The organism is Robertmurraya kyonggiensis, from assembly GCF_005116465.1.
Lineage (GTDB): Bacteria > Bacillota > Bacilli > Bacillales > Cytobacillaceae > Robertmurraya > Robertmurraya kyonggiensis.
Genome location: NZ_SWBM01000001.1, coordinates 1,560,064 through 1,573,283 on the forward strand (window position 1 = coordinate 1,560,064; position 13,220 = coordinate 1,573,283).

Genomic DNA, 13,220 nt, shown 5'->3' on the forward strand with positions numbered 1-13,220 from the left:
TAGGTTTTTTCGCTATCATAGCATTTGTTTAATTAATCCACAAATGAAGCGACTTAAAAGGGCCACCTATTAAATAGGTAGCCCTCAATCTTATTTCTCTATAGATGTTCCTGTAGCAGCCTTTTTCTCACTTGCATCAGGATGCTTATATTCGTTTTCCCAGAAGTCCGCACCTTTGATACCTAGTTTAACAGGGTCAAATACAGGATCTTTTCCTGCCTTTTTCTGAGCCTCGTAGTCTCTAAGAATAGCAAGTGTTGGTTTTGTTAGGAACAGGATGGCAATAATGTTCAGCCAAGCCATACTTCCTACCCCGATATCTCCCAATGTCCAGGCCAGACCTGCAGTTTTCACACTTCCATACAAGGTCATAGCAATAAAAACGAATTTTAATAAATATTCGGTCCAAACACGTCTCTTTTCTCCATTAATATATGCCAAGTTTGTTTCAGCCATATAGTAGTACGCCATAATCGTCGTAAAAGTAAAGAATATTAAAGTGATAGCTACGATCGGTGCACCAAAGCCAGGTAATACTGATTCAACAGCCTCTTGAGTGTAACCTGGTCCTGGCTCCATTTCTCCTAATGTTGTAACAATAGCATCTCCATTTTCTGGAGTCACGTTATACATCCCAGTAATTAAAATCATGAATGCTGTAGCGGAGCAAACTAATAGTGTATCAATATAGATAGAAAATGCTTGCACAAGCCCTTGCTTGGCTGGATGGGAAACTTCTGCAGCTGCTGCTGCATGGGGTCCTGTACCTTGACCTGCCTCATTAGAGTAGATACCGCGTTTAACTCCCCACATAATAGCCGCACCGATAATTCCACCGAAAGCAGCATCTGCCCCAAAAGCACTTGAGAATATAAGTCCGATTACCTCTGGAAGTTGATCGATATTCATAAAAACAATAATAAGAGCAACTACAATATAACCAATAGCCATAACCGGAACAACTACCTCAGCTGTTTTGGCAATTCGTTTTACTCCACCAAAAATAATGACTGCTAAGACAAGACAGACAATAATCCCTGACACCCAAGGACTAATATCGAATGCATTTTTAACCGAAGCAGTTAAACTATTTGACTGTACACCTGGTAAAAGTGCCCCTGTAGCAATTACTGTTACGATAGCGAACAATACTGCGTACCACTTAACACCCAACCCTTTTTCAATATAGAATGCTGGACCGCCTCGGAATTGGCCATCTTTTTTGGTCTTATATACCTGACCCAATGTAGCCTCAATAAAACCAGTACTGGCACCAAGAAAAGCCATAACCCACATCCAAAAAACTGCCCCAGGACCTCCAAATGCAATCGCAGTAGCAACACCTGCAATGTTTCCTGTTCCAACCCTTCCTGCTAAAGACATAGAAATAGCCTGAAAAGAAGAAACTCCTGCTTCAGATGAATTTCGGTCAAACATCAATTTCCCCATATCTCCAATATGTCTAACTTGTAGAAATTTGGTTGCAATTGAATAAAAGAGGCCCACTCCTAAACACAGGTAAACAAGCGCGGGACTCCAAATAATATTATTTAACCAACCAACAAATGCTTCCATCAAATGCCCCCTAAAATAAAATAGTCTTTTACATTATAAAATAGACTTGTTATATAATAAACTATTTTTTTGCATAAATTTTTAATTTTTAGAAAATGAAACTTTTTCAGTTTTACGGTTATTCATGCATGACTAATATATGCTTAAATAGGCTACCAAATGTACTATCTATCAGCTCATTACCAAACAATTTAATAGCATAACTATTTATATGTAAATCAATAGTAGCATTCATAAGCAAACTAATATATATGCATTGTGAATGAATACACTCATTATCTAAAATGCATGGCAATACTATCTAAAACGGTAATTCCTTTTCTAGTAGAAAGATCAAACATGACAAATTTCTTCGTAATCTCCGTAATCTTCTCTTCCTGTTCATTATAAATCTCTTGTTTAAAGACAAAACTTTTTGTTCCTAATTGTAATGGTGTTGTTACAATATTGAGGATTTCTCCTAGTCTTGCTTCCTTAATGTAGGAGACATTAAGATTAACAACAACTGTACCGAAGCTACGTTCTGCCATCTCCCGCCAGTCGTTTTCAGTCTTTTTGTACCAATCTCCCAATGCCTCTTCTGAATAGGAAATATACTTATTATAATTGACATGCCCTAGACGATCGATATCCTCTTCCTTCACTCTTAACTCAAAAGTTGTTATCACATGATTCTCCCCCTTTCTCATAAGTGCATTATATAACAAATTGAATTAATATTCATTATTTTTAGTTAATTGAACAGTTGTATAAAAAAATACCTTCTACAAAGTAAAAGGCATTCTTCTATCCTATGATAAAAATTCTCCTGGGTTTAAACGTAATTCATGACAAATATCTCGGATCGTATCTTGTTCAGAACGGGCAAATTGTCCGTCAGCAAATCCGATCGCAATACCGTAACGAACAACTAAACGAGCTAAGTCATATTGATCACGGACTTTTCCTACTGCACGCAAAGCTTCTCCACGTCCTACAATTGGGTCTAATTGCAATCCTCTGACAAAATGGTCAAATCTAGAAATCACTTGCTGTGTATCAAAGGAACGAAGCTCATCACTTTGATGAATGTAATCATACACCTTTTGCTGCTCACTTTGGTCCAAACGACCATCAGCCATAGCCACTAAGGCACAAGAAGCCATTAGTGCATCAAGCACCGAGTTATTATTGTTATATTTTTGCAGCAATTTTCTCGCATTTTCCTTTTGTTGTTGGAACATTCGATTGAAATCAGTCTGATCCAATGACCATTTGTACTGACACGAGTTACAGCGAAACTCCATTTTATTTGCTCCAAGAAAACCACCAAGTAATCCTACCGGTCCTAAAACAAGTCCACCAATCGCTGCCTTTCCAATTCCAAATCCCTTTTTACCCGATGTAATATAATCAGAATGACAACGTGGGCATTGCATATCACCCGTTGGTCTAGAAGTTCCACCACCAAAAGATGTTTGTGAACTTGAAAGATGTCTTACCGGTTCATTCCGAAATGACGGTTCTGTATAGGTTTGATTAAAAGTTGATGGCTGACTGTATGGATTAGATTGTGTATTGTTATAACCATAAGATGGATGATGATTGGCCTGGGCTCCAAAAGTCTGATTCTGATAAGGAACAGATTGATTATTAGTTGATTTACTTTCTTCTACTTCTAATCCAAAATTACGGCAAAGTGCAGCTAGCCCACCTTGAAAACCACTACCAATCGCATTAAATTTCCATTCATTTTGATAGCGGTATAGCTCAGCCGCTACAATCGCTGTCTCTACTGAAAACTGTTGAAGAGTAAAGCGTAGCAGTTCGGATTGATTTTGTTCATTGACAATACGCACATATGCATTTGAAATTTGGCTGAAGTTTTGCACTTTCACCGCAGCATCATGAATGGTAATCGTAAAAGCGATTCGCTCGATATGCTGTGGAATAGATGGAAGGACAATTCGTATTTGCTCATCATCCGAAGCACCGGCTCCAGTGCGATTGTCCCCACTGTAAAAAACAGACTGATTTCCACCAACAGGATTATTATAGAAAATAAAATCTTGTTCACTTTTTACTTTTCCAGCCCCATCAAGCAAAAAGACAGAAGCATCTAAATCATAGCTTGAACCTCCCATATGATTGATGTCCCAGCCTAATCCTACTAAAATGGTATGTAAATTCGGAGTGTTTTTCGTTAAATCAACTTTCTGTCCTTTTGTCAGTATCACTGCCATCCGATTCCCTCCACAAGAATAATGTCTTACTTCTTTTATAACACACTTTCCGTTTTCAATCGATCAAAAAACAGCCTCTCATTCATATGAGAGACTGCTATTAATTCACACCATAACCTTACAAATATCATTTGTAAATTCAACTGGGTCATGGATTGGCAAGCCTTCGATTAGAAGAGCTTGGTTGTATAAAAGATTTGTATATAGACTTAATTTTTCCTTATCGTTTTCAAAAGCTTTCTTGAGCGACTCGAATACCTCATGGTTCGGATTAATTTCAAGCACTTTGTCGGCTTTCACATTTTGATTATCAGGCATGGCATTCAGGATTTTTTCCATTTCGATGGTCACTTCCCCATCCGCCGTTAAGCACACTGGATGTGATTTTAAACGTTTTGAGACGCGGACGTCCTTGACCTTGTCAGCTAAAATCGTCTTCATTTCTGCAAATAAGTCTTTGGTCTCATCGTCTTTAACATCTGTATCTTTTTCATTCTCCTCAATACCAAGATCCCCACTAGAAACCGATTTAAATTCCTTCTCTTTATAGCTCATGAGCATTTTAATCGCGAATTCATCAATATCTTCAGTAAAGTAGAGAATTTCATAGCCTTTATCAGCTACCAGCTCTGTTTGTGGTAATTTTTCGATACGCTCGATTGATTCTCCCGTCGCATAGTAAATATACTTCTGCTCCTCAGGCATCCTTGAAATATATTCGTCCAATGTAACCAATTTCTTTTCGTTAGAAGAGTAGAACATAAGTAGATCTTGAAGTGTTTCTTTATTCATTCCAAAATCACTATAAACACCGAACTTCAATTGTCTTCCGAAAGATGAATAGAACGTTTCATATTTTTCACGTTCATTTTTCAAGAGATTTTGTAGTTCACTCTTAATTTTCTTATTGATGTTTTTCGCAATTAGCTTTAATTGACGGTCATGCTGCAGCATTTCTCTCGAAATATTGAGGGAAAGATCCTCGGAGTCTACCATCCCTTTTACAAAGCTAAAATAATCAGGCAGTAGGTCCGCACACTTGTTCATGATTAAGACACCATTTGAATAAAGCTCTAGGCCTTTTTCATATTCCTTGGAATAATAATCAAATGGAATATTCTCAGGGATATACAGAATCGAATTATAACGAATAGTTCCATCAACACTAATATGGATATGCTTCAACGGCTTATCAAATCCGTATCGCTTCTCATTGTAAAAATTCTCGTAATCCTCTGTTGTTAATTCAGTTTTATTTTTTCTCCAAAGTGGAACCATGCTGTTAATCGTCTCTTCTTCTACATAGTTCTCATACTCATCTTCGTTACCTTCTTTTTTCCTACTTTTTGTAACTTCCATTTTAATAGGATAGCGGATAAAATCTGAGTACTTCTTGATGATTGATTTCAAACGATATTCTTCAAGGTAATCCTCATAAGATTCTTCTTCGGTATTTTCCTTTATTTTTAAAATGATTTCCGTACCGACTTCGTTTTTAGTAGTTGGTTCAATCGTGTAGCCCTCTGCCCCTTCTGATTCCCATTTATAGGCTTCGTCACTACCTAACGCTTTACTAATAACAGTCACGACATCTGCCACCATAAAGGCCGCATAAAAGCCAACCCCGAATTGACCAATAATATCATGTCCATCCTTAATTTCATTTTCTGCTTTAAACGCTAAAGAGCCGCTTTTCGCAATAACACCGAGGTTATTCTCAAGGTCCTCCTTCGTCATTCCGATACCAGTATCGATGATTTTTAATAATCGCTTTTCCTTATCCGCCTCTACCTTTATGTAATAATCATCCTGGTTAAAGCTTAGACTGTCGTCGGTTAAAGCTTTGTAATATATCTTATCAATCGCATCGCTCGCATTCGAAATTAACTCTCTTAAAAATACTTCCTTTTGAGAGTAAATCGAATGAATCATCATGTCTAATAACCGCTTAGATTCGGCTTGAAATTGTTTTTTCTCCATAATCCTCTTCCTTTCCAAATCGGTTTATTAATGTTTGTTTAGCACTCTTACTTATCGAGTGCTAATACCCATAATTTAAATATCATATTATTTTTGAAGTGTCAATTATAAAGGTATCAAAAACGATTGTGCATGGCTCGTTCCATCACTTAAAAACTCTCGTTCTATAAACCTAATTTCACTGTCGGACATTAACAGTATCGTCGAGCATCTGGTTCCATAACCCTCACTTTTAATGAATAAAGGAGATAGCATTCGCTCTATTTCTAAGGGAACTCCTGTATGTGGAAGTACATCATCAAGCGCTTGTTCCTCGTTAGATAAAAGTTGGAAAAGTTCATTTATAAGATCATTCTCGCTTAACGAAAGTAGTTTTTTCAAACTTTCTTTCCCCCGTTTAACTTTTGGCCAATCGCAATCTAACAAATGGTTACTTAATCCATAAACACCGGGCTGAAGTTTTAATACAACTTTGCCAACATTTGAATAATAATATAGCTCATTTGCATCTCCTGCTAACAAATTATAACCCGGATAGATAGAACCGCTTTTGGCTAAAGCATCCATATAATCGCTAATTTCTCCATGAAAAATTAGCGCATCCGAAACAAGCTCACCTCTCGTTCTTTTTCCAGCTGTGGTCTCGTTTAGGTCCCGATAATTTGTTAGAGCAGAAAACCGTCCTCCCTTTGTAACTCCCATCCACGTCCCCATTTTTTCCATATCTCTCCCCGCAAGGATTTGGGGATTATCCTCCCAAAATTGAGCCGCAGCAGTTGGTCGTTTATAAGCTTCATCTCGATTGGCTGCCACGATTAATTTATAAATTGGATGTTTTTGATAGGCAAATAAAATCAAACACATGGCCAATACCCCCCAAGATCATTTTTCGAAAAAACACCACCTAATACCTACAAAAATCCACCGATACCATATGTTAGAATAAGTGAGGCAAGGAAATATTTTTTTACTAGGTAGTTTATTAGGAGGATTTCATTGAAAAGATTATCTATATGTATTGTAACAGTTTTTTTCTTAGCTGGCTGTAATTCCCAACTAACCTCAACTTCTAAACAGATGAATTCTCTAAATCTAGAAAAAGGTGATTTTCTCAAAGTACATTACATAGATGTAGGACAAGGAGACTCTACTCTTTTTCAAGTATCAGATAATGGACAAGAGTACACACTTCTTATCGATGCTGGCGATTTTAGCGGTGATGAAGTTGTTGAATATCTTCAAGCAAGTGGAAATAAAAAAATAAATATAGCCATTGGTACCCATCCTGATGCGGACCATATCGGCCAGCTTGATCAAGTGATTGAAGGGTTTGATGTTGAAGAAGTGTGGCTTTCTGGAAATACGAGCAACTCTGATACCTTTATTCGTTTGCTAGAAGCAATTGATAAAAATGATGTTGTCTATGAGGAGCCACGAATGGGGGATCAATTTGAACTCGGTCCTCTTCATATAGAAGTATTATATCCAAAACAAATTAGTGGCAAAGTCAATGAAGAATCTGTTTCCCTCAAACTTACATATGGTGCGATAAGCTTTGTTTTTACAGGCGATGCTGAGAAAAAGAACGAAATTGAGATGATTGAAAGCGGAGCAAATTTGAGAGCTGACTTCTTACATATGGGCCATCACGGATCTTCTACATCAACTAGTGAAAGATTTTTACAAGCAGTAAAACCAGCAGTCGCGATTTACAGTGCAGGGAAAGATAATTCTTATGGTCATCCCCATGAAGAAGTGGTCTCACTTGTGCAAAATTCGGGTATAGAACTTTATGGAACAGATATTGATGGAACGATTGTTGTGACGACTAATGGCAAGGCATACACGATTGAAACCGAAAAGAATGGTACCATCCAATCTTCCGAAAACATTCAAAAGACGATAGATACCGAGGGGATTTCTTCTAACAATACGAGTTGCATCAATATCAATACGGCAAAAGTTGAAGAAATTGAAGAGATTGTTCATATTGGTGCAGAACGTGCAGAGGATTTAATTGAACTTAGACCTTACAATTCTATTGAAGATCTTTCCAGAATAAAAGGGATTGGAGAAGCAAGAATAGAAGATATCAAGGAAGAAGGTCTAGCTTGCGTAGGAGGCGAATAAAGTGAAGGCTTATTTCGATCGAATTGAAGATGATGTTGCTGTTCTATTAATAGAAGAAACAAAGAAACAATTCACCAAACCGATTGAGCAATTACCTGCTGGTGCCGTACCTGGTGCTTGGTTCGAGGCTACTGTTATACACAATGAAATAGTCGAGATTAAATTAGACCCTTCTACTACTTATTCTAAAAAACAAACAACGGAAGACTTACTTGCCAAGCTTCGTGGGAAAAACAAAGGAAGTAAATTTAATAGAGATTAATATATGCTTCAGAACGATACAGTGCATAAAACAGAGGGGAACAAAATAACCTCGGTTATCTTATTCCCACTCTTGTTTTTATTAATTGGCCAATGTCCTTAATAACTTAATCAAATCTGACTTTGCCTCAAACCCTACTCCTGGAACATCTGGTAATCCTACATATCCATCTTCAATTGGATATCCATCTGCAAAGCCACCAAATGGCGGGAACACACCTGGATATGATTCATTCCCACCAAGGCCAAGACCAGCTGCTATGTTTAAGGACATTTGATGTCCTCCGTGTGGAATACAACGTCGCGAGGACCAACCATATTCCTTCAACATATCTAAAATACGCATATATTCGACTAATCCATAACTTAAGGAACAATCAAATTGTAAATAGTCCCGATCAGAGCGCATACCACCATGGCGGATTAAATTTCGAGCGTCCTGCAATGAAAATAAATTTTCTCCTGTTGCCATCGGATTTTTGTAATGCTTCGCAAGCTCTGCTTGTAATTCATAATCAAGCGGATCACCCACCTCTTCATACCAGAAAAGATCATATGGCTCTATTTTTTCCGCATAACGAATGGCTGTTTCTAAATCAAATCGGCCATTTACATCTACCGCTAAAGACCTTCCGCTTGGTACTACTTCTAATACCGCTTCTATTCTACGGAGATCTTCTTCTAGAGATGCACCACCAATTTTCATTTTTACAACATTATACCCTTGTGCTAAATAGTCCTTCATTTCTTCTTGAAGCTTTCGATAATCTTTATCCGGACTATAGTATCCACCTGCAGCATAGACAAAAACTTTGTCATCTACTTGACCTTTACGATAACGATCGGCTAAAAGTTGATAAAGTGGTTTTTCTTCGATTTTAGCAACGAGATCCCAAACAGCCATATCCAGCGTACCAACCGCTACAGACCGTTCTCCATGTCCACCTGGTTTTTCTCCTGTCATTAATACATCCCAAATGCGATGTGGATCGAAGTTAGTGCCATCTTCATTAAGAATATCTTCTGTACTTGCTTCTTGTAATCTCGGAATAAAGCGTTCTCTTAAAATACCACTTGGAGCGTAACGACCGTTCGAATGGAAACCATACCCAATCACTGTTTTACCATTACGAACTACATCTGTAATAATCGCGACAACTGATGCGGTCATTTTACTAAAATCAATATAGGCATTTCGAATATCTGAACTAATTGGTACAGCCATTTCTCTTACTTCAACAATTCTCATTTTCCACTCTCCCAAGACAAATTTATAAAAGACCTAGCCATTGCCACCAAGTTAATGCCACGATAACGGTTATTCCCGTCATAATGAGCGTCATATAAAATCCTGGTAATAAAAATGTTTGTTGCTTAATTTGGCCCGTACTATGAACAAGTACATTTGGCATTGCTTCCACAACTAAAATATAACCATGTAAACACGCAAGTGCTGCACTAAACACAATGACTAATGGATCAGTTCCTACTTGATTTGCTAATCCAATATAAATAGGAATTAACGCAACCACAGCTGTTGAAACGTTGGACATAGCCAAATGGAATAATTGGGTTATACAAAGAATGAAGATAACCGCAATAATTGGGCTTTCCATCAAAGAGAAAATCCAGTCCGCACTCAAACTTTCCCCAAGTAATTGAGTTGCTCCCGATTCGTTTAACGCATAACCAATAGACAATGTCGCACCTAATAATAAAACTGTGTCAAAATTGATCTTCACGACGTTTGTCCAAGTTGCACAGCCTATCGCAGGCAATGTCATCAGTGCAACACCAATTAATGCAGGAACACTAGGATGAAGTCCATGTAAAGGCTCAGTCATCCACAGTCCAACGATAAAAATGAGTATAAGGAGGCATCTTTTTTCGCTTCTTTCCATCCTACCAAAGTCTTTTGCCCTCTCTTTCATTTGGGCCTGCACTTCTGGAAAGTTAGCCTCTTCTTTCTTTAATGGAAAAAGCTTCATGAGAAGTATCCATACAGCTGGGATTAAGAGTAGCCAAATTGGCAAGGCATAAAGGAACCATTGAAAATAAGTTATATTTATACCGCTAAATTCATTTAATAATTCAACCGCAAGAATGTTTCCAATCGCAGCTGTCATAACAGCGGTTCCACTCACTGTACTACCAAATGCTACCCCAAGCATAATCATTTTCCTTAAATCGCTGTTCGGTTTTGTCTTAATCATGTCAAGCACATTTACGACAATTGGTAATAATAACGCGGTACGAACAGCAACTGCCGGGATAAAGAATGCCTGAATTTGAGGGATTATTAGAATACTAGCTAATAACCCTTTTGCATTCCCTCCCCATTTTGCTAATAGAAAGTACGTCATTCTTTTCGCTAACGGGGTTTCATTTACAGCTCGGGCTAACATCATTCCTGCAATAATTAAAAATACGGCTGGTGAAGCAAAACCACTATAAACCACATTGGTGTTAACGACATTAAAAATGAGCAAGAAAATAATTGTTATAATAGAAGTTAATCCTAATGGAATCGGCTCAAGCGCCCATAAAACGATGGCGAATGAAACAATCCCAATCATTAATCTTGCAGATGTATGAAAACTTTCTGGTAATCCAAGATACATGCCAACAAACAGTAAAATCGCTAGCAGAACACTCAAAGCTTTTTTAGAAAATAATCCACTTGCTTTTAATTTTTCCGCTACCGTTCCATTTGAGTGAACCTTTGGAACTCCCAACTAAGTCACCTTCTCATTTATGAAGAGATGCCGTTCTTCTTATAGCATCTTAATTCTTTTAATAATTTCACTCGATACTTCCTTTGTAGTGAAAGAACCTCCAATATCAGGGGTCTTAAATCCATCTGCTACAACTTCTTCGATAATATTTAATAGTTTTGTACCTAACTCTAGTTCTCCAAAATGATCCAACATCATTTTCCCTGTCCAGATTTGACCAATTGGGTTAGCGATCCCTTTCCCAAAAATATCTGGAGCAGAACCATGGACTGGTTCAAACATTGAAGGATATTTTCCATTCAAATTAATGTTGGCCGCTGGTGCAATTCCGATACTTCCCATAACAGCTGCACCCAAATCCGTTAAAATATCGCCAAATAGATTACTAGCTACAATAACATCAAACGTGTGAGGCTTTGATACGAAAAAGGCAGAAAGGGCATCGATATGAATAGATTGTGTATCTACCTCCGGATAACGCTCTGTCATAGAATGGAATACTTCATCCCAAAATGGCATAGAATGAAAAATCCCATTCGACTTCGTAGCACTCGTTAGATGCCGTCTTCTTTGCATCGCGTATTGAAATGCATATTCCATCACTCTTTCTGTTCCTTTACGAGTAAAAATTGCATTTTGAATCGCAATTTCATCCGGTCCTTTATGAATCCTACCTCCAACTTCACTATACTCCCCTTCACTATTTTCTCGGACGACAACAAATTCAAACTCACTCGGATTTGCTAAAGGTGAAGATACACCTTTTACTAGCTTGGCGGGTCTAATATTGATAACCTGCTCAAACTCACGACGAATGGGAAGTAATAACCCCCAGAGTGATACATGGTCTGCAACTAGTTTAGGATTTCCCACAGCACCTAAAAAAATTGCATCGTGATTCTTCAACTTTTCTATACCATCATCGTCCATCATTTTTCCGTGCTCTATGTAGTACTCACAGCTGTATGGATACCATTCATATTGGAATTTAAGCCCTCCATGAACTTCAGCAATAGCCGTTAGGACATCTACTGCTTCAGGCATAATTTCCTTCCCGACTCCATCTCCTGGAACAACTGCCAAATTGATTGTAATCATTTTACTTCCTCCTTCACAATTGTTTTCTTTTTTCTCGCAACAGTCATAAATAAAAGCCCTGAAATAGCTGGTAAAATAACCGATATGGCAACTACCCCGAACCATCCAAATTGACTCCAAACTCCTCCTACAGCTGTACCACCAATCGTGGTTCCCATATAATAGCTAAATAAATAGAAACTTGTCGCACCACTTTTATGATGAGTGGCTGTTGTACCAACCCATGCCGACACTAAAGAGTGCACAATAAAGAATCCGAGACATACCAGTGATAAGCCACATACAACGTAGACTAATTGTGAAATAGACGTAATGACCGTGCCCACTAACATAATCAAAAGTCCAAACATAATGATGGTAACTAGGCTATTACGTGTTGATAATCTCCCAGCTAAAGGAGAACCAATGACCCCGAAAAAGTAAGTCATATATAATAAGGAAATGATTTGAATTGAAAGGTTAAAAGGCTCTCTTTCTAAGTAAAAGGGTAAATACGTCCAAACGGCAGAAAAGGCTACCTGTAGCATTAACCCAAAAAGAAAAGCAAATGCTAGTTTCGGATTTTTTAAATGAACTGCCATTCCCGCTATATCTTGTTTATAGCTACGATTATGCCGTTTAAAAAACTTTGATTTTGGTAGCATCCATAAACAGAGGAAGCTGACGATTAATCCAAATACCCCGAGTGTATAAAACCCTGCCTGCCAACTAAAAGCATCAGCAAAATGTCCACTTAAGACTCTCCCAAACATCCCCCCTAATGCATTACTCGCAATATAAAAGGAAACAGCTAATCCTTGCGCTTGAATCGAAATTTCTTCACTAATATAGGCAATCGCAACAGCTGGAAGTCCTGCGATCGTCACCCCTGTAATAAATCGCCATATTAAAATCCACCAGAAATACGGGACAAGTGGAATGACGAAAAGAGGAATAATTGATAAAATGAGGGTCCACTTTAGAATTACAAGCCTGCCAATTCGATCCGATAGAAATCCAAAGAATAACAGCGCAAAAACTAATGAAAAGGTCGTCAACGAAATCGCTAAACTAGCAACAGTCGGCGATATTTGGAATTCTCTCGTAAACAAGGGTAACAACGGCTGGGTGACATATAAATTAGCAAAGTTCAGCGTCGAAGCAAGCGTTAACCCAATCGTTATTTTCCAGAAGTTTGAATTATTCATTTCATAAGACAGTAATTGTTGATTCATAACAG

The 13,220-nt window shown here is 37.9% G+C and carries 11 protein-coding genes; 2 read left to right on the forward strand and 9 right to left on the reverse strand.

Annotated elements, in window-relative coordinates; all coding sequences use genetic code 11:
- Positions 1-90 precede the first annotated feature (90 nt).
- The 5 genes from FA727_RS07835 to FA727_RS07855 form a co-directional block, all read right to left on the reverse strand.
- Entirely contained in the window at positions 91-1,575 is a 1,485-nt protein-coding gene (locus FA727_RS07835) for an alanine/glycine:cation symporter family protein (RefSeq protein ID WP_136830347.1), read from the reverse strand.
- Between the two features lie 275 nt (positions 1,576-1,850).
- Positions 1,851-2,243 carry an acyl-CoA thioesterase gene (locus FA727_RS07840; RefSeq protein ID WP_158318816.1) on the reverse strand — a complete coding sequence of 131 codons (393 nt, stop codon included), beginning with the start codon at positions 2,241-2,243 and terminating at the stop codon, positions 1,851-1,853.
- 123 nt (positions 2,244-2,366) lie between these two features.
- On the reverse strand, positions 2,367-3,797 hold the full coding sequence (locus FA727_RS07845) for a TerD family protein (protein WP_136830349.1): 1,431 nt from the start codon (positions 3,795-3,797) through the stop codon (positions 2,367-2,369).
- A gap of 105 nt (positions 3,798-3,902) precedes the next feature.
- The gene (gene htpG, locus FA727_RS07850) at positions 3,903-5,777 is read right to left on the reverse strand and encodes a molecular chaperone HtpG (RefSeq protein ID WP_136830350.1); all 1,875 of its coding nucleotides are present in this window, start codon (positions 5,775-5,777) and stop codon (positions 3,903-3,905) included.
- Between the two features lie 105 nt (positions 5,778-5,882).
- The gene (locus tag FA727_RS07855) at positions 5,883-6,641 is read right to left on the reverse strand and encodes an NRDE family protein (protein WP_136830351.1); all 759 of its coding nucleotides are present in this window, start codon (positions 6,639-6,641) and stop codon (positions 5,883-5,885) included.
- Between the two features lie 132 nt (positions 6,642-6,773).
- Here FA727_RS07855 and FA727_RS07860 point away from each other — a divergent pair, with 132 nt between their 5' ends.
- Complete coding sequence (locus tag FA727_RS07860) at positions 6,774-7,907, forward strand: MBL fold metallo-hydrolase (protein ID WP_136830352.1); 1,134 nt, start codon at positions 6,774-6,776, stop codon at positions 7,905-7,907.
- Position 7,908: 1 nt separating this feature from the next.
- Complete coding sequence (locus FA727_RS07865) at positions 7,909-8,169, forward strand: DUF3006 domain-containing protein (protein ID WP_136830353.1); 261 nt, start codon at positions 7,909-7,911, stop codon at positions 8,167-8,169.
- Between the two features lie 81 nt (positions 8,170-8,250).
- Here the strand turns inward: FA727_RS07865 and FA727_RS07870 are convergent, their stop codons facing one another.
- From FA727_RS07870 to FA727_RS07885, 4 genes are read right to left on the reverse strand one after another with little or no spacing between them, the layout of a single operon-like run.
- Entirely contained in the window at positions 8,251-9,417 is a 1,167-nt protein-coding gene (locus FA727_RS07870; protein WP_136830354.1) for a mandelate racemase/muconate lactonizing enzyme family protein, read from the reverse strand.
- Positions 9,418-9,439: 22 nt separating this feature from the next.
- A complete protein-coding gene (locus tag FA727_RS07875) occupies positions 9,440-10,903 on the reverse strand; it encodes an SLC13 family permease (RefSeq protein WP_136830355.1) in 1,464 nt (487 codons plus the stop codon).
- A gap of 39 nt (positions 10,904-10,942) precedes the next feature.
- Positions 10,943-12,001 carry a tartrate dehydrogenase gene (locus tag FA727_RS07880; RefSeq protein WP_136830356.1) on the reverse strand — a complete coding sequence of 353 codons (1,059 nt, stop codon included), beginning with the start codon at positions 11,999-12,001 and terminating at the stop codon, positions 10,943-10,945.
- Positions 11,998-13,215, reverse strand: a complete 1,218-nt coding sequence (locus FA727_RS07885; protein ID WP_158318817.1) for an MFS transporter — start codon at positions 13,213-13,215, stop codon at positions 11,998-12,000. The genes FA727_RS07880 and FA727_RS07885 overlap by 4 nt, the downstream gene beginning before the upstream one ends.
- Positions 13,216-13,220 lie beyond the last annotated feature (5 nt).